Annotated in this window: 17 protein-coding genes; 13 read left to right on the top strand and 4 right to left on the bottom strand. The window is 61.3% G+C overall.

Annotation, left to right across the window (positions count from 1 at the left end):
* Positions 1 to 4 precede the first annotated feature (4 nt).
* The gene (locus tag AB3226_RS02210) at positions 5 to 1,189 is read right to left on the bottom strand and encodes an ABC transporter substrate-binding protein (RefSeq protein WP_367371828.1); all 1,185 of its coding nucleotides are present in this window, start codon (positions 1,187 to 1,189) and stop codon (positions 5 to 7) included.
* 160 nt (positions 1,190 to 1,349) lie between these two features.
* Between AB3226_RS02210 and AB3226_RS02205 the strand changes: the two genes are divergently transcribed.
* The 13 genes from AB3226_RS02205 (at position 1,350) to AB3226_RS02145 (ending at position 14,927) form a co-directional block, all read left to right on the top strand.
* Positions 1,350 to 1,478: a hypothetical protein gene (locus tag AB3226_RS02205; protein ID WP_007907038.1), complete on the top strand. Its 129-nt coding sequence runs from the start codon at positions 1,350 to 1,352 to the stop codon at positions 1,476 to 1,478.
* A 103-nt stretch (positions 1,479 to 1,581) separates the two neighbouring features.
* Positions 1,582 to 2,043 (top strand): cytochrome c-550 PedF, encoded by a 462-nt coding sequence (pedF, locus tag AB3226_RS02200; protein WP_123719192.1) that lies wholly within the window; start codon positions 1,582 to 1,584, stop codon positions 2,041 to 2,043.
* A 3-nt stretch (positions 2,044 to 2,046) separates the two neighbouring features.
* The gene (locus AB3226_RS02195; protein WP_367371827.1) at positions 2,047 to 2,922 is read left to right on the top strand and encodes a substrate-binding periplasmic protein; all 876 of its coding nucleotides are present in this window, start codon (positions 2,047 to 2,049) and stop codon (positions 2,920 to 2,922) included.
* A complete protein-coding gene (locus AB3226_RS02190) occupies positions 2,922 to 3,671 on the top strand; it encodes a quinoprotein dehydrogenase-associated SoxYZ-like carrier (protein ID WP_367371826.1) in 750 nt (249 codons plus the stop codon). The genes AB3226_RS02195 and AB3226_RS02190 overlap by 1 nt, the downstream gene beginning before the upstream one ends.
* Before the next feature lie 15 nt (positions 3,672 to 3,686).
* The gene (locus AB3226_RS02185) at positions 3,687 to 4,625 is read left to right on the top strand and encodes a quinoprotein relay system zinc metallohydrolase 1 (protein ID WP_367371825.1); all 939 of its coding nucleotides are present in this window, start codon (positions 3,687 to 3,689) and stop codon (positions 4,623 to 4,625) included.
* Positions 4,626 to 4,897: 272 nt separating this feature from the next.
* A complete protein-coding gene (locus AB3226_RS02180; RefSeq protein ID WP_367371824.1) occupies positions 4,898 to 6,673 on the top strand; it encodes a PQQ-dependent methanol/ethanol family dehydrogenase in 1,776 nt (591 codons plus the stop codon).
* A gap of 301 nt (positions 6,674 to 6,974) precedes the next feature.
* Positions 6,975 to 8,495 carry an aldehyde dehydrogenase family protein gene (locus AB3226_RS02175; protein ID WP_038984180.1) on the top strand — a complete coding sequence of 507 codons (1,521 nt, stop codon included), beginning with the start codon at positions 6,975 to 6,977 and terminating at the stop codon, positions 8,493 to 8,495.
* 257 nt (positions 8,496 to 8,752) lie between these two features.
* Positions 8,753 to 8,824, top strand: a complete 72-nt coding sequence (pqqA, locus tag AB3226_RS02170; protein WP_010455123.1) for a pyrroloquinoline quinone precursor peptide PqqA — start codon at positions 8,753 to 8,755, stop codon at positions 8,822 to 8,824.
* Between the two features lie 54 nt (positions 8,825 to 8,878).
* A complete protein-coding gene (gene pqqB / locus AB3226_RS02165) occupies positions 8,879 to 9,793 on the top strand; it encodes a pyrroloquinoline quinone biosynthesis protein PqqB (protein ID WP_367371823.1) in 915 nt (304 codons plus the stop codon).
* 127 nt (positions 9,794 to 9,920) lie between these two features.
* Positions 9,921 to 10,673 carry a pyrroloquinoline-quinone synthase PqqC gene (pqqC, locus tag AB3226_RS02160; protein WP_367371822.1) on the top strand — a complete coding sequence of 251 codons (753 nt, stop codon included), beginning with the start codon at positions 9,921 to 9,923 and terminating at the stop codon, positions 10,671 to 10,673.
* Positions 10,670 to 11,803 carry a pyrroloquinoline quinone biosynthesis protein PqqE gene (gene pqqE, locus AB3226_RS02155; RefSeq protein ID WP_367371821.1) on the top strand — a complete coding sequence of 378 codons (1,134 nt, stop codon included), beginning with the start codon at positions 10,670 to 10,672 and terminating at the stop codon, positions 11,801 to 11,803. Before pqqC ends, pqqE begins: the two co-directional genes overlap by 4 nt.
* Positions 11,804 to 12,052: 249 nt before the next feature.
* Complete coding sequence (ercA, locus tag AB3226_RS02150) at positions 12,053 to 13,216, top strand: alcohol dehydrogenase-like regulatory protein ErcA (RefSeq protein WP_038984176.1); 1,164 nt, start codon at positions 12,053 to 12,055, stop codon at positions 13,214 to 13,216.
* Positions 13,200 to 14,927, top strand: coding sequence for a NahK/ErcS family hybrid sensor histidine kinase/response regulator (locus tag AB3226_RS02145; RefSeq protein ID WP_367371820.1), 1,728 nt, complete (start codon positions 13,200 to 13,202; stop codon positions 14,925 to 14,927). The genes ercA and AB3226_RS02145 overlap by 17 nt, the downstream gene beginning before the upstream one ends.
* On the opposite strand, the gene AB3226_RS02140 is transcribed toward AB3226_RS02145, so the two are convergent.
* From AB3226_RS02140 to AB3226_RS02130, 3 genes are all read right to left on the bottom strand, one after another.
* The gene (locus AB3226_RS02140; protein WP_367371819.1) at positions 14,912 to 15,787 is read right to left on the bottom strand and encodes an aldose 1-epimerase; all 876 of its coding nucleotides are present in this window, start codon (positions 15,785 to 15,787) and stop codon (positions 14,912 to 14,914) included. The genes AB3226_RS02145 and AB3226_RS02140 overlap by 16 nt on opposite strands.
* Positions 15,788 to 15,959: 172 nt before the next feature.
* Positions 15,960 to 17,240, bottom strand: a complete 1,281-nt coding sequence (locus AB3226_RS02135; protein ID WP_367371818.1) for a TRAP transporter large permease — start codon at positions 17,238 to 17,240, stop codon at positions 15,960 to 15,962.
* The gene (locus tag AB3226_RS02130; RefSeq protein WP_367371817.1) at positions 17,241 to 17,768 is read right to left on the bottom strand and encodes a TRAP transporter small permease; all 528 of its coding nucleotides are present in this window, start codon (positions 17,766 to 17,768) and stop codon (positions 17,241 to 17,243) included.
* Positions 17,769 to 17,837 lie beyond the last annotated feature (69 nt).

Genomic DNA, 17,837 nt, shown 5'->3' with positions numbered 1-17,837 from the left:
AGGATCAGAGAAAGCGGCAGCTGACCTCGGCTTTGTCGTAACCCAAGCTGTCCATTTCGTTGACAGGGTGCAGGAAACCGTCTTGCGGCGAGGTGCTTACCAGCGCCCGGGGTTGCACGATGGGGATCGGCTGGCGCAACTGACCGTTCCACGGCCGATAACTGAGCTTGCGGCCCTTGAAACCGTCCAGCGGCAATTGATCACTGATTGCAAGCGTACGAATCGCCATGGCATCGGCCTCACGCAATTTGCCCACGGCACTGGCAATGCTGCGTACGGCCATCCAGGCAGCAAAATCCCGGTCGTTCATCCAGCGCCCGGCCAGGGCTTCGAAGCGTTTCTGCAACTGCGCGGCGCCGTAGGTTTCTACGGTCTTGTGCCAGCCCACCGGGGTCAGGCCTTGAGTGCCGGCAACCGGCCGTGGATACCAGGTCTGGTAGGGCACGTATTCGCCGAAGTCACCGCGCTCATCGGCCACCAGCACCACGTCGTACTCGGCGGTCTGGGTGAACAGCGGCATGTCGGCCTGGGCGCTGCGGCGCTGGTCGTTATCGAAACTCCAGGCTTTCTCCGCCACCAGTTGCAAGCCGAAGCGTTTGGCCGCGCGACGCAGGGCGGCGGCATAGGCTTGATCGTCTGCGGTCGGGCCGACGATCAGCAGCGCCCGTTGCCATTTGCGCAGCACCAGAAATTGCGCCAGCGCATCGGCCAGCATCACGCGGCTTGGCAGGCTGTGCAGCACGTTCGGCAAGCAATCGGTGCTGCGCAGGCTGTCATCGGGGCTGCCGGCATTGAACAGCAGGCTGTCGGGTAGCACGGCGCTGAGTCTGCGCAGGGTTTGCACCGGTGCATTCACCACAAACAAACGCAGGCCTTGTTCGTGTTGGGCTTTGGCCGCTTCGATCAGCGCATCCGGATTGTCGACGCTGGCGCTGACCAGGCTGTAGCTGTGATTGAGAAAGTGCCCGGTACTGTTGCTGTCGGTGATCGCCAGTTCGGCGCCGCGCAGGCCGGCATCGGTCGGTTCGGGGATGACATTCGACAGCACTGGCCCAGGATCGGGGCGATAACCGAGGTAGCCGATCCGCACCTGCAACGGCGCATCCGCCGCCTGAACCTGGGTCGCCACCCCGGCGGCGCAGGCAATCGCCAGCAAGTAGATCAAGGCATAAGGGGCGAGCTGGCGCATAAAGGCACTCCATCACAGGTAGCGTCAGCATAGGAACCCTGGGAGGGTGGGGAAATATGCAGAAAGTACCGATGAGCCAGTACCAAGGTAGTAACTCACCCCGGGCGGCGCGGTTTTAGCATGGGCTACAACGGCCATCACTCAAGGGGGGAGATTGACCATGCGAATTCTCAAAGCACTGCTCCTGCCGTTTTTGCTGATCCTGACCCTGATCGGCGTCGACAAGCTTCACGGCGCCCGACCGGTACTGGTTGGGCCTGCGCCACAAGCCCTACTACCAAGGGAGTAGGCCTCGGCCACCAAAGCAGCATGGGGTTGGCGCAAAGCCGTTCCTAAGATGGGTGCCATAGCCTCTTCAAAGAGGTTTTGCGTGCAATCTTGAGGGCAGAACAATGACAACAAAACGCAACGCCTTGCTCGTTGCCGGACTGCTGGCCGGTTTCATCAACGCAGGTTCCGTCTGGGCCCACGGCAACGTGGTACCCCAAGCCGTCGAAACCCAGGGACTGACCCCGATCAAGGATGCCGGCGTGCAGGTCGATGCCGATGGTTGGGCGGCGGCGAACCCTTACCGCTCCTCCCCTGAGCGCGATAAGGCTTTGGAAATCGGTTCTTCGGCCTACAACCAGAACTGCGCGGCCTGTCATGGCCTGGAAGCCAAGTCTGGCGGCATCGCGCCCGACTTGCGCATGCTCGACGTCGGCGAGGCCGGTGATGAATGGTTCGTCGAACGCGTGCGCCATGGCGCCGTGCGTGACGGCCGGGTGTACATGCCGAAGATGGCCGACTACCTGAGTCAGGAAGCCTTGTGGGCGGTGCGCACCTACCTGGACAGCGTGCACGTCGAGGAGTGACCCATGCGTTTGCTCGCGGTGTTGGTCAGCGCTGTGTGGCTGTGTTGCCAGACAGCGCAGGCGCAGGTCCGTACCTATGACGAAATGATCGCCGCCGCGGAGCTGAAAGTCGCGGTGTACAAGGACTTCGCGCCCTACAGCTTTGAAGACGCTGGCGAGGCTCGCGGGGTCGATGTCGAACTTGCCCAGGCCTTGGCCAAGGCCATGGGGGTACGCCTGAAACTGATCTGGGCACCCGCCGGGGAAAAGCTCGATGACGACCTGCGCGATTACATCTGGCGGGCCAGTCAGTTGCACAACCAGCAACTGGCCGACCTGATGATGCGCGTGCCCTACGATCGCGATTACTCACAGAAACGCAATGAACTGGGTGAGCTGGAAAACGGCCATGTGGTGATGTTCGGGCCGTACCAGACCGAACAATGGCAAGTGGCTTACGACCGTCGTCGACTGGACTCGGTGGCGAGTGTCGCGGTGTTCCAGCAACACCCGATCGGCGTCGAAGTCGACAGCGTGCCGTCGTTTTACCTGACCTCGGTGTTCAACGGCATGCTCGCCGCAAAGACCCGCCATTATCCAGGTGTACCTCAGGCGTTTGCCGCGATGAAGGCCGGTGAAGTCGATGCGGTGATGGCCATGCGCGGCGAGATCGACTGGCAAGTCCATCAGGCCGCCGACCCGCAAGTGGCGCTGGCGGAAAACGCCTACCCGAACATGGGCAAACAGCTCTGGGAGATCGGCATGGCGGTGCATGAAAGCAATCGGCAACTGGCCTACGCCGTGGAAGAGGCGCTGGAAACGTTGATTCGCGAGGGTTCGGTGAAAGCCATTTATGCCCGTTACGGCCTGCGGTATGACGTGCCCGAGATGTATCAATAGTGAACTGGCGAGCGAGTTGTCTGTTGGCCTGCTGGTTACCCCTGGCCGCGCACGCGGCGGATGTCGATCCGGTGCCGTCGGTGATGTGGGGGTTTTATCACAAGCAGATGCTCGGCGACGCGCCGTTCGTGTTCGACGAGCGGGTCAAGTTGCTCGCGCCGCCATTTGCCGAAGACGCCCGACAAGTTCCGCTGGAAATTGACGCCCGGGCGTTCAAGGATGAAGTGGTGCGAATCCTCGCCTGGGCCGAACTCAATCCGCTGCCGAAAATCGTCGACTTCGAACCCTTGACCGGGGTGCTGCCGTGGCTGTCGATCCGCATCCGCGTTGAACAGGCCACGCCATTGCGCGCGGCGGTACTGACCCGCGACGGGCTGTGGCACGTCGGCTCGACCCTGATTGACGCGGCAGGCGGCGGCTGCACGGCACCGAGCGTGGTGCGCACTCAGCCGGGTTGGGAGGAACACATCGGCGAAGTGCTGGGTGGTCGCTATCCCCGTGGCGAGTTCAGTCGCGTGCGTTTGCAGGTGGCGCACCCGATGGACAACGGCATGGTCAGCGGCATCCCGGAATTCTTCATCAATCAGGCCGAGCTGCGCGATCAAAACGATCAACTGCTGGCGCGTCTGGAGTTGTTCCCGGCGGTCAACGAAAACCCCAATTTGGCCTTCGATATTGAAGGAGCAGGGCAGACGCGCCTGGTGTTGCGCGACAACAGCGGCAATCAATTCGATGCGGCCATTCCCTGACCCAAGGAGCGAGTGATGCGCTGGATGCTGCTGTTGTTCATCAGTTTGAGCCTGCCGGCCCTGGCCGATCCCGATTACGCACTCAAGCCCCGGCAGATCGCCGAAGACACCTGGTTGCTGGAAGGCAGCACCGATAACTTCGCCAAGAGCAACGGCGGCAACATCGTCAACACCGCGTTCATCGTCACCGAACAGGGCGTGGTGGTAATCGACACCGGGCCATCGAAACGCTATGGCGAGGCCCTGCGCAAAGCGATTGCGGCGACCACCGATAAACCGGTGATTCAGGTGCTGCTGACCCATCACCATCCTGATCATGTGCTGGGCAACCAGGCTTTCACCGACGTGCCGATCGGCGCCTTGGCCGGTACCACTGAACTGTTGCGTCAACAGGGTGATGCCATGGCTGAAAACATGTATCGGCTGGTGGGCGACTGGATGCGCGGCACCGAGGTGGTGTTGCCGACGCAGACGCTGATGCCAGGCGTGAAAAGTTTTGGGAATCACGATTTGCGCCTACTGAGTCTGGGTGGGCACACCGGCGCGGATCTGGCTATTCTCGACCAGAAAACCGGCGTGCTGTTTGCCGGGGACCTGGTGTTTTATCAACGCGCCCTGACCACGCCTAACAGCCCGGGGCTGTCGGTGTGGCTGGCGGATATCGCGACCCTGCAGGGTTTGCCGTGGACGCTGATCGTCCCCGGCCATGGACCGGTGGCCACGGACACAAAACCGTTCGAGCAGATGTGCGATTACCTGGCCTGGCTGGACCAGCTGATGCGCGATGGCGCGGCCAATGGCAGCGACATGGCCGAGATGATCCGCAGCCCCATTCCCGACCGTTTTGCCGGGATCAGCCTGAGCCGCTATGAGCTGATTCGCAGCGTAAGTCATTTGTACCCGCGTTACGAACGGGGGCAGATGAGGCGGGTGGATTCCGCCAAAGATTTGTGAGCAACACCGGCCCCTGTGGGAGCGGGCTTGCCCGCGATAGCGGAATGTCAGTCAACGAATGTGTTGAATGTGACGCCGTCATCGCGGGCAAGCCCGCTCCCACAGGGATCGGTGTCAGGCATACGGTTCGGTACTCATCTCCTCCGACCCGGTACTAAGGAACTAGCAATCTCCGCACTGCGGGCAATTGTTGCAAGGGCGGCGGCGCCCAAGAATCTGCACCAGACCGGGAAAATTTCCCGGGTATAACAAAAACCGCAGAGGCAGCCGTCATGACCCAACCCGCACGTCGCCAACCCTTCGTTTTGAGCATGCTGCTCAGTGCCATGCTGTTGTCTGGCCAGGCATTGGCCGCAGTCTCCGATCAAGACATCCTCCAGGATCCGAAGAACCCGGAGCAGGTCGTCACCAATGGCTTGGGCGTCCAGGGTCAGCGCTACAGCCCGCTGGACACCCTCAATGTCGACAACGTGAAGGATCTGCGCCCGGTCTGGGCCTTTTCGTTCGGCGGGGAAAAACAGCGCGGTCAGCAAGCACAGCCGATGATCAAGGACGGCGTGATGTACATGACCGGCTCCTACTCGCGGGTGTTCGCGGTGGATGCGCGCACCGGTCGCAAGCTCTGGCAATACGACGCGCGCCTGCCCGATGACATCCGTCCGTGCTGCGACGTGATCAACCGTGGTGTCGCGCTGTATGGCGATCTGGTGATTTTCGGCACCCTCGACGCCAAGCTCGTGGCCCTGAACAAGGACACCGGTAAAGTCGTCTGGAGCAAGAAAGTCGCCGACCACAAGGAAGGCTATTCCATCAGCGCGGCACCGTTGGTGATCAACGGCAAATTGATCACCGGCGTGGCCGGTGGCGAGTTCGGGGTGGTGGGCAAAATCGAAGCCTACGATCCGAAAAACGGCGACCTGCTGTGGACTCGTCCCACCGTCGAAGGCCACATGGGCTATGTCTACAAGGACGGCAAAGCGGTAGAAAACGGCATCTCTGGTGGCGAAGCGGGCAAGACCTGGCCGGGCGATCTATGGAAAACCGGCGGCGCGGCACCTTGGCTGGGCGGCTACTACGACCCGGAAACCAATCTGTTGCTGTTCGGCACCGGCAACCCGGCACCGTGGAACTCGCACCTGCGTCCTGGCGACAACCTTTACTCGTCGTCGCGCCTGGCGCTGAACCCGGATGACGGTACGATCAAATGGCACTTCCAGAGCACGCCCCACGACGGTTGGGACTATGACGGCGTGAACGAGCTGGTGTCGTTCAACTACAACGAAGGCGGCAAAGAAATCAAAGCCGCGGCCACGGCGGACCGTAACGGTTTCTTCTACGTGCTAGATCGCACCAACGGCAAGTTCATCCGCGGCTTCCCGTTCGTGGATAAAATCACCTGGGCCAGCGGCCTGGATAAAAACGGTCGGCCGATCTACAACGACGCGAGTCGTCCGGGGGCGCCGGGCTCCGAAGCCAAAGGCAGTTCGGTGTTCGTCGCGCCAGCGTTCCTCGGGGCGAAAAACTGGATGCCGATGGCCTACAACCGCGACACCGGCCTGTTCTATGTACCGTCCAACGAGTGGGGCATGGACATCTGGAACGAAGGCATCGCCTACAAGAAAGGCGCGGCGTTCCTCGGCGCCGGTTTCACCATCAAACCGTTGAACGAAGACTACATCGGCGTGCTGCGCGCCATCGACCCGAAAACCGGCAAGGAAGTCTGGCGCCACAAGAACTTCGCGCCGCTGTGGGGCGGAGTGCTGACCACCAAGGGCAACCTGGTGTTCACCGGTACGCCGGAAGGTTTCCTGCAGGCATTCAATGCCAAGACTGGCGAGAAAGTCTGGGAATTCCAGACCGGTTCCGGCGTACTCGGCTCGCCCATCACCTGGGAAATGGACGGGGAACAATACGTCTCCGTGCTCTCCGGCTGGGGCGGCGCGGTACCGCTGTGGGGCGGCGAAGTGGCCAAGCGCGTCAAGGACTTCAACCAGGGCGGCATGCTCTGGACGTTCAAGTTGCCTAAAGATCTGGTAGCCAAGCACTAACCCCGGCGACCACAACTTTGTGGTGATGAATTACCTGTGGCGAGGGAACTTGCTCCCGCTGGGCTGCGAAGCAGCCCCCTACGTTCTCGGCCGCAACCGAGTCGTTTGGATTTACGACTGCTTCGCAGCCGAGCGGGAGCAAGCTCCCTCGCCACAAAAGCCTGCTGATACCGCAGCGCCTTCTACTACCAAATAACGAGAATCCCCCTGCCAACGGCGCATTCGTCTGGCAGGCGGGGCTCTCTACTATCGGTTCATCGCCTGTTGGCCTGACAGGCATCGACCCAGACAGAGGCCCACCATGATCTACGCACAACCCGGAACACCCGGCGCCGTCGTTTCCTTCAAACCGCGCTACGGCAATTTCATCGGCGGCGAGTTCGTTGCCCCAATCAACGGCGAGTACTTCACCAACACCTCACCGGTCACCGGTGAAGTGATCGCCGAGTTCCCGCGCTCCAGCGCCGCCGACATCGAAAAAGCCCTCGACGCCGCCCATGCCGCCGCCGATGCCTGGGGAAAAACCTCGGCGCAGGACCGCTCGCTGGTGCTGCTGAAAATCGCCGATCGCATCGAACAGAACCTGGAAATCCTCGCCGTCACCGAAACCTGGGACAACGGCAAGGCCGTGCGCGAAACCCTCAACGCCGACGTGCCTTTGGCTGCCGACCACTTCCGTTATTTCGCCGGTTGCATCCGCGCTCAGGAAGGTGGCGCCGCCGAGATCAACGAACTGACCACCGCCTATCATTTCCACGAACCATTGGGCGTGGTCGGGCAGATCATTCCGTGGAACTTTCCGCTGCTGATGGCCGCCTGGAAACTCGCCCCGGCCCTGGCTGCCGGCAACTGCATCGTGCTCAAACCCGCCGAACAAACGCCGCTGTCGATCATGGTGTTTGCCGAGCTGATCGCCGACTTGCTGCCGGCCGGTGTGCTGAACATCGTCCAGGGTTTCGGTCGCGAAGCCGGTGAGGCGCTGGCCACCAGCAAGCGCATCGCCAAGATCGCCTTCACCGGCTCAACCCCGGTTGGCGCGCACATCATGCATTGCGCCGCCGAGAACATCATTCCAAGCACCGTCGAGCTGGGCGGCAAGTCGCCGAACATTTTCTTCGAAGACATCATGAACGCCGAGCCGCAGTTCATCGAGAAAGCCGCCGAAGGCCTGGTGCTGGCGTTCTTCAACCAGGGCGAAGTCTGCACCTGTCCGTCCCGGGCGCTGGTGCAGGAATCGATCTACGAGCCGTTCATGGCCGAGGTGATGAAGAAGATCGTCAAGATCAAGCGCGGCAACCCGCTGGACACCGAAACCATGGTCGGCGCCCAGGCGTCCGAGCAGCAATACGACAAGATCCTCTCGTACCTGAAAATTGCTCAGGAGGAGGGCGCCGAACTGCTCACCGGCGGCGCGGCCGAGCGCCTTGAAGGCGATTTGTCGACCGGCTATTACATCCAGCCGACCCTGCTCAAGGGCCACAACAAAATGCGTGTGTTCCAGGAAGAAATCTTCGGCCCGGTGGTGGGTATCACCACCTTCAAGGACGAAGCCGAAGCCCTGGCTATTGCCAACGACAGCGAGTTCGGCCTCGGCGCCGGCCTCTGGACCCGCGACATCAACCGTGCCTACCGCATGGGCCGGGCGATCAAGGCCGGTCGCGTCTGGACCAACTGCTACCACCTGTACCCGGCCCACGCCGCGTTCGGTGGCTACAAGAAGTCCGGTGTCGGCCGTGAGAACCACAAGATGATGCTCGACCATTACCAACAGACCAAAAACCTGCTGGTGAGCTACGACATCAATCCGCTGGGGTTCTTCTAACCCGCCAGAACACCATTGAAACCTGTGGGAGCGAGCTTGCCCGCGATAGCGACCTGACATTCAACATCAATATTGAATGTGCTGGCCTCATCGCGGGCAAGCCCGCTCCCACAGGGTTTTGTGTGGTGCTAAAGATCTGCGTAACACCCCCTACCAACGCACCCCACAACCTCCTTCGAAAGTAGCATTCGGTCATCTCATCCCCCGTGCATTAATGGCTTTACCGGAATCGTCCGGCACAAGAAGAGGATTGACCCATGTGGAATAAACCCGCGTTTACCGATCTGCGCATTGGCTTCGAAGTGACGATGTATTTCGCCAACCGTTGATTGATCGCCCGGTCAGCCGTCGCGTTGGCCGGGCCTGCCTTCTGGAGGCATCCCATGCACATCCGCGTTCTCGGTTCCGCCGCTGGCGGCGGTTTTCCGCAATGGAACTGCAACTGCCGTCAATGCGCCGCTATGCGCAACGGCAACCTGCGCGCGCAACGCCGCACGCAGTCGTCCATTGCCCTGAGCGACGACGGTGTGGAGTGGGTGCTTTGCAATGCTTCCCCGGATATTCGCGCGCAACTCGAAAGCTTTCCGGCGATGCAACCGGCCCGACGCTTGCGAGACACGGCGATTGCCGGCGTCGTTCTGCTGGACAGTCAAATCGACCATTGCACCGGGCTGTTGAGCCTGCGCGAAGGCTGCCCGCATGCGGTCTGGTGCACCGAGCGGGTTCACGAAGACCTGAGCAGCGGCTTTCCCTTGTTCACCATGCTCAAGCACTGGAACGGTGGCTTGCAGTGGCAACCCATCGAACTGGATCGCGAGCCGTTCAGTATCGCTGCCTGCCCACACCTGCAATTTCGCGCGATTCCGTTGGTCAGCAATGCACCGCCGTACTCGCCCAATCGCGGCAATCCGCAGCCAGGCGACACCATCGGCCTGTTCATCGAAGACCTGCGCAGCGGTGCATCGGTTTTCTATGCCCCGGGACTGGGGCAGGTCGATGCCGAGGTGTTGAGCTGGATGCAGCGCGCCGACTGCCTGATGCTGGACGGTACGCTGTGGCGCGACGATGAAATGCGCGTGTGCGAAGTCGGCCAGAGCCTGGGCAGCGAAATGGGTCACCTGCCGCAAAGCGGCCCCGGCGGCATGCTCGACGTGCTAGAGGGCTTCAATCGCCAGCGCAAGGTGCTGATCCACATCAACAACACCAACCCGATCCTCGATGAAGACTCGGCCGAGCGCGCCTTGCTGGAGCGGCGCGGGATAGAAGTGGCTTTTGACGGCATGGACATTGTGTTGTAGCTGAAGGCCCTATCGCGGGCAAGCCCGCTCCCACAGGGATCACCCAAATCCTGTGGGAGCGGGCTTGCCCGCGATAGGGCCCGACCAAACACCGCAGAACCCATCGGTTATTCCCCGGAGAACCGCAATGACTGACACTCCCATGACCCCCGCCGAATTCGAAGCAGCCCTGCGCGCCAAGGGTGCCTATTACCACATCCATCACCCATTCCACCAAGCCATGTACGCCGGGCGCGCCACCCGCGAGCAGATTCAGGGCTGGGTCGCCAATCGCTTCTATTACCAGGTGAACATCCCGCTCAAGGATGCCGCCATCCTCGCCAACTGTCCGGACCGCGACGTGCGCCGGGAGTGGCTGCAACGGATCCTCGACCATGACGGCGTGCCGGGCAGTGAAGGCGGCATTGAAGCGTGGCTACGATTGGGCGAAGCAGTGGGGCTGGATCGCGAGCAAATCCTCTCGCAAGAACTGGTGCTGCCGGGCGTACGTTTTGCCGTGGATGCCTACGTCAATTTCGCCCGCCGCGCTCGCTGGCAAGAAGCGGCCAGCAGCTCGCTGACCGAACTGTTCGCGCCACAAATCCACCAGTCCCGGCTCGACGCCTGGCCCACCCATTACCCATGGATCGACCCGGCCGGCTACGACTATTTCCGTACGCGTCTGAGCCAGGCCCGGCGCGATGTCGAGCATGGTTTGCGCATCACCCTGGCGCACTACGTCACGGTCGAAGGCCAGCAACGCATGCTGGAGATTCTGCAGTTCAAGCTCGATGTGCTTTGGAGCATGCTCGACGCGATGAGCATGGCCTATGAGCTGGATCGCCCGCCGTATCACACCGTCACCACCGAGCGGGTCTGGCACCGGGGGATCACCCTGTGAGCCAGATCGAACAGCAACCCGGCCCACCGCTGTGGTTGCTGGCAGAGCTGACCTATCGCTGCCCGCTGCAATGCCCGTATTGCTCCAACCCGCTGGACTTCGCCCAACAGGGCGAGGAGTTGAGCACAGCAGAATGGATTCGGGTGTTCCGCGAGGCGCGGGAAATGGGCGCTGCGCAACTGGGTTTTTCCGGTGGCGAGCCGTTGGTGCGCCAGGACCTGGCCGAGCTGATCAAGGCCGCGCGGGACATGGGTTACTACACCAACCTGATCACCTCGGGTATCGGCCTGACCGAACGGAAGGTCCGCGACTTCAAGATCGCCGGGCTGGACCATATCCAGATCAGTTTTCAGGCCGCCGACGAAGAGGTGAACAATCTGCTCGCCGGCTCGCGCAAGGCCTTCGCCCAGAAACTGGCCATGGCTCGGGCGGTGAAGGCCCAGGGCTACCCGATGGTGCTGAACTTCGTCACCCATCGGCACAACATCGACCAGATCGCGCAGATCATCGAACTGTGCCTGGAGCTGGAGGCTGATTTCGTCGAGTTGGCGACGTGCCAGTTCTACGGTTGGGCTGAACTCAACCGCGTCGGCCTGTTGCCGACCCGCGAACAGTTGCAGCGCGCTGAGCGCATTACCAATGAATACCGCCAGCGGCTTGAGGCCGAGGGCCACCCGTGCAAGCTGATTTTCGTCACCCCGGATTACTACGAAGAACGCCCAAAAACCTGCATGAATGGCTGGGCCAACCTGTTTCTCGACATCACTCCGGACGGCACGGCCTTGCCTTGTCATAGCGCCCGCCAGTTGCCGGTGCAGTTTCCCAACGTGCGCGAGCACAGCATCGCGCACATCTGGAACGACTCCTTCGGTTTCAACCGTTTTCGCGGCGATGACTGGATGAAAGAGCCGTGCCGTTCCTGCGATGAAAAGCACAAGGACCTCGGCGGCTGCCGCTGCCAGGCGTTCATGCTCACGGGGGATGCCAGCAACGCCGACCCGGTGTGCAGCAAGTCGCCGCACCACGACGTTATTCTCAAGGCCCGGGACGAAGCCGATGCGCCGACGCAGGGCATGGAGCACCTGACCTTGCGCAATGAAAAGGCTTCGCGACTGATTTATCGTGGATGAATCGAAAAGGTGCATCCGACGCAGATCCCTGTGGGAGCGGGCTTGCCCGCGATGAGGTCAGCACATTCAACATTGATGTTGACTGTGAAACAGCTATCGCGGGCAAGCCCGCTCCCACAGGGATCTTCGGTGAATCTGAAATCGGAGTGCATCCCCGCGCTGGCTCGCTATCCATTGGTCTGATTGCATTCGCAGCCGGATGCTTTAGTGTGTTCTTTACCTTCAAAACAATAAAAAACAGGCTTTCCAATGAGCCAGAATCTCAGCCAGCTGCGTAAATTCGTTTCGCCTGAAATCATCTTCGGTGCCGGCTGTCGGCATAACGTCGGCAACTACGCCAAGACCTTCGGCGCCCGCAAGGTGCTGGTGGTCAGCGACCCCGGTGTGATTGCCGCCGGTTGGGTCGCCGATGTCGAGGCCAGCCTGCAAGCCCAGGGCATCGATTACTTTCTATATAGCGACGTTTCGCCCAACCCGCGGATCGAAGAGGTCATGCTCGGCGCCGAGCTGTACCGGGAGAATCACTGCGATGTGATCGTGGCGATCGGCGGCGGCAGCCCGATGGACTGCGGCAAAGGCATCGGCATTGTCGTCGCCCACGGGCGCAATATCCTCGAATTCGAGGGCGTGGACATGTTGCGCATGCCCAGCCCGCCGCTGATCCTGATCCCGACCACCGCCGGCACTTCGGCCGACGTGTCGCAGTTCGTGATCATCTCCAATCAGCAAGAACGCATGAAATTCTCCATCGTCAGCAAGGCTGCGGTGCCCGATGTGTCGCTGATCGATCCGGAAACCACCCTGAGCATGGATCCGTTCCTGTCGGCCTGTACCGGTATCGACGCGTTGGTCCATGCCATCGAAGCCTTCGTCTCCACCGGTCACGGGCCGCTCACCGACCCTCATGCGCTGGAAGCGATGCGGCTGATCAACGGCAATCTGGTGCAAATGATCGCCAACCCCAGCGACATCGCTCTGCGGGAAAAAATCATGCTCGGCAGCATGCAGGCCGGGCTGGCGTTTTCCAACGCGATTCTTGGCGCGGTGCACGCCATGTCCCACAGCCTCGGCGGCTTTCTCGATCTGCCTCATGGCCTGTGCAACGCGGTGTTGGTGGAACACGTGGTGGCGTTCAACTACAGCTCGGCGCCGGAGCGCTTCAAGGTGATTGCCGAGACGTTCGGTATTGATTGCCGTGGCCTCAATCACCGGCAGATTTGCGGGCGGCTGGTCGAACACCTGATCGCCCTCAAACATGCCATCGGCTTCCACGAAACCCTGGGCCTGCACGGGGTGAGTACCGCGGACATTCCGTTCCTGTCGCAACACGCCATGCACGACCCGTGCATCCTTACCAACCCGCGCGAATCCAGTCAGCGCGACGTCGAGGTCGTCTATGGCGAAGCCCTCTGACGAGCAACAACGGGCGCTGGCCGGGTTACTTGGCTTAGGCAACCACTCGGCGCGCAAGAGTCATTACCCGGAACTGGCCGCGCGCCTGGATGAACTGGAAACCGAACGCAACCGCTACAAATGGCTGTTCGAAAACGCGGTACACGGGATCTTCCAGGCCAGCCTGCTGGAGGGCATGCGCGCCGCCAACCCGGCACTGGCGCGGATGCTCGGCTATCAGAACCCGCAGGAGGTGCTGTTTTCCCTGACGGACCTGGCGGGCACGCTGTTCGTCGGCGGGGCGCAAGAGCTGGAAAGCATCGGCGAGATCCTCCAGCGCGAGCGCAGCCTGCTGGGCTATGAAACTCAGCTGCGGCGCAAGGACGGCAGCGTCCTCGATGTGTTGATGAACTTGCTGCTCAAACCGGATCAGGAAGGTTTGGTGGAGGGCTTTGTCGCCGACATCACCGAACGAAAACTCGCTCAACAGCGCCTGCAACAACTCAATGACGAACTGGAGCAGCGGGTCACCGCGCGCACCAACGAGTTGCTGGACGCCAACCGCAATCTACAAACACAGATCACCCAGCGTAAACAGATCGCAGAAGCCTTGCGCGACGCCCGTGATGCCGCCGAGGCGGCCAATCGCAGCAAGGATAAATACCTCGCCGCCGCCAGTCACGACTTGCTGCAACCGCTCAACGCCGCGCGTTTGCTGATCTCGACCTTGCGCGAACGCAAACTGCCCGACGTCGAACAGGTGCTGGTGGAGCGCACGCATCAGGCGCTGGAAGGGGCTGAAGATTTGCTCACCGATCTGCTGGATATTTCCCGGCTCGATCAGGCCGCGGTGAAGCCGGACATTGCCCTCTACCGCCTCGACGAATTGTTCGCGCCACTGGTCTCGGAGTTTCAGTCGGTGGCCGCGGCAGCCGGGTTGAACCTGCGGGTACACATGGGCGATTACGCTATTCATACCGACTTGCGCCTGATGACTCGTATCCTGCGCAACTTCCTCAGCAATGCCTGCCGATACACCGACGAGGGCTGCATTTTGCTGGGGGCACGGCGTCGGGGCGATGCGCTGCGTGTCGAAGTCTGGGACACCGGGCGCGGGATTCCTGCGGATCGTCTTGACTCGATCTTCCTCGAATTCAACCAACTGGACGTCGGGCGCGCCGCCGATCGCAAGGGCGTAGGCCTGGGACTGGCGATTGTCGAACGCATCGCGAAGATCCTCGACTACAGGATTCAGGTTCATTCGCTGCCGGGGCGCGGTTCGATGTTCAGCATCGAAGTACCGATTTCCAATGAGATTCCACTGCCGATCAGCCTTGCCGCGCCGCAGCCGAGTACCGGCAACCCGTTGCCGGGCCGGCGTCTGTTGGTGCTGGACAATGAAGTCAGCATTCTTGAAAGCATGAGCGCGCTGCTCGGGCAGTGGGGCTGCGAGGTGGTTACCGCCACCGACGAGGCCACCGCACTGGTGGCTTTGCAGGGACAGCCGCCGGAACTGATTCTGGCGGACTATCACCTGGACCACGGGGTGGTGGGCTGCGAAGTGGTTCGGCATTTGCGCGAGCATTTCAGCCAGGTGATTCCGGCGGTGATCATCACCGCCGACCGCACCGACCAGTGTCGGCGCTCATTGCAGCGCCTCGACGCGCCGCTGCTGAACAAACCCGTGAAGCCCGGCAAGTTACGCGCAGTGCTGACTCAGCTGTTGGCGTAGCGATAGTGCAGGCTGAAACCGAGCTCGGTAGATTGGCCTTGTTCCAGCAATCGCAACCCTGGCCGGCCCGGCAAGTGATGGGCGTTGACCGGATGGCTCACCGGTTCGATACAGAAAAAATCCAGGCCCACGGGGCAGTAGAGCAGGTAGTAGTCGCTGCCGGTGGCCTGGCATTCCAGTTCATAACCTAAGTCGGGTTGCTGGATCAGGCAGTGGCCGTCCCATTCGCAAAAGCCGTTGTCCACCAGCGTTTCGGGTAATACCCGGGGCTGGCTGAAGTCCCAATCCTTGGGTATCGAAGTGAGTTGTATTGGCAGTTTTGTGCTGTCGCACAACCAGACCTGTCGCGCCTGCGCCTGCAACCGAGTCCCTGTAGTGCGCGGAAAATAAGGGTGCAAACCGAGCCCATGCCACGCGGTGTGTTCGGCGAGATGAGTGACCTGTAAACCGATGCTCAACTTGCCCTCGCTCAGATGGAAACGTTGCCTTGCGCGATAAGCGAAGGGCGTGGTGCTGCCGAGTTGCAGGACGATTTCATCGCGGGTGTGCGAGACGATTTGCCACGGCTGTTGCCAGGCGCTGCCATGGATCGGCAGGGGATCGGTGAGGCTGTTGGGCGTCAGCGCGAGCCAGCCGTCGGGGCAGTCGAAACCGCCTTCGGCGATGCGGTTCGACCACGGCGCCAGGGGATAGCAGGCGAGTTTACCGGGCAGGCCGGTGTTCAAGGCGTGCTGATCGCTGTGGCGCAACAGCGGTTGGCCGGTGCTGCGTACCGTCCAGTTGACGATGCTCGCGCCGAGTTCCGGGGCGAGGGTGAGGCGGGTGAGTTCGTCTTCGAGTTCCAGGAGTGTTGGCGTCATGGTGATCTTCATTGGCTGCATGAGGTTTTTTGTGGCGAGGGAGCTTGCTCCCGTTCGGCTGCGAAGCAGTCGTAAATCCAGGTAACTCGGTCCCTCTGGAAGATTGCTGGGGCCCGCTGCGCGAGCCAACGGGAGCAAGCTCCCTCGCCACAGGGAGATTTGCCAGCCGTTGTTACAACACCAAATGCGGCAACCACAGCGAAATGGCGGGAATGTAGGTCACGGCCATCAGCACCAGGAACAGCACGCCGTAGAACGGCAGCAGCGCTTTCACGGTGCTTTCGATGCTGACCTTGCCCACCGCCGAACCGACAAACAGCACCGCGCCCACTGGCGGCGTGATCAATCCGATCCCCAGGTTTACCAGCATGATCATGCCGAACTGCACCGGGTCCACGCCAATGCCCAGAATCACCGGCATCAGAATCGGCGTGAGGATCAGGATCAGCGGCGCCATGTCCATCACCGTGCCGAGCAACAGCAGCATCACGTTGATGCACATCAGGATCACGTAACGGTTGTCCGACAGGGTCAGGAACATCGTGGTGATCTTCGCCGGGATCTGCATCAGCGTCATGATGTAGCCGAAGCTGGCGGCGAAGCCGATCAGGATCATCACGATCGAGATGGTGCGCACCGTGCGGTGCATCAACTTGGGCAGCTCACTCCACTTGTAGTCGCGATAAATGAACATGGTGACGAAGAACGACCACAGCACCGCGATCGCCGCCGATTCAGTGGCGGTGAAGATGCCCGAGAGAATGCCGCCGAGAATGATGACCATCGCCATCAGGCCCCACATCGCTTCACCGCAGATTTTCAGCGCTTGGCGCAGGGGGATGACTTCTCCCTTGGGGTAGTTGCGCTTTCTGGCGAAGATCAGGCACAGCACCATCAGGCACGCGCTCATCAGCAGGCCCGGCACCACGCCGGCCATGAACAGCGAGGCAATCGAAACGGTCCCGCCAGCGGCCAGCGAGTAGAGCACCGAGTTGTGGCTTGGCGGCGTCAGCAGGGCTTGCACCGAACCGCTGACCGTCACTGCGGTGGAGAAATCCCGCGGGTAGCCGCGACGTTCCATTTCCGGAATCAGTACTGAACCGACCGACGCTGTGTCCGCCACCGAAGAGCCGGAAATCGCGCCGAAGAAGGTCGAGGCCATGATGTTCACCAGCGACAACCCACCGCGCACGAACCCCACCAGCACCCCGGCAAAAGCCACCAGTCGCCGGGACATGCCGCCCTCGGCCATGATCGCGCCGGCGAGTACGAAGAACGGAATCGCCAGCAACGAGAATTTGTTAACGCCACCCGCTACCTGAATCATCAGCGCCTGGAACGGGATGTCGATCCACCACGCTCCGATCAGGGCAGAAAGCCCCAAGGCGTAGGCGACCGGCATGCCGATAAGGATCAAAGCGATAAAACTGCCGAGCAGAATCAGAGCGTCCATTTATGCGGCACCTTCGCTTTCTTCAACCAGGTCGAAACGCACGACCCGACGGTTGCTCTGGTCACCGAGCAAGAGTTTTTCCAGCACGAAAATCAGCGTCAACACACCGCCCACGGGAATCGGCATGTAGGTGATGCCAACGCGCAGAGTGGGCAGAGAGCTCATGAACTGGTTCCAGGTGGACAGGCAGAGTTTGGTGCCCCAGATGGCCATGAACAGGCAAATGGTCGCCATCAGCAGCTGCGAAACGATGCTCATGGTCTTGCGCAGTTCGGGGGCCATGCGGTCGGTGAGCATGGCCACGGCCATGTGCGCACCGGCGCGATAACTGGCGGCGGCGCCGATGAAGGTGAAGACCATCATCAGCAAAATCGCGGTGGGCTCCGGCCAACTGGAACCGGTGCCGAGGACGTAACGGGCGAAGACGCCCCAGGGAATGATCAGAGCAATGGTCAGGACCGACAGGCCGGCGACCCAGATGCAGGTCATGTAAATCCTGTCGTTGATGCGCAGCAGCAGATTCTTCATCGGGTTTCACCGTAACCGGGCGCCGCTGACGATCGACTCGTCAACGGTGCCGGGCCTTTCATGAATGCA

Origin of the sequence: Pseudomonas lini, assembly GCF_964063345.1 — a bacterium.
GTDB classification, from domain to species: domain Bacteria; phylum Pseudomonadota; class Gammaproteobacteria; order Pseudomonadales; family Pseudomonadaceae; genus Aquipseudomonas; species Aquipseudomonas lini_B.
The sequence above is the reverse complement of the archived record's forward strand: the minus strand, read 5'-3'. Positions and strand labels throughout refer to the sequence as shown.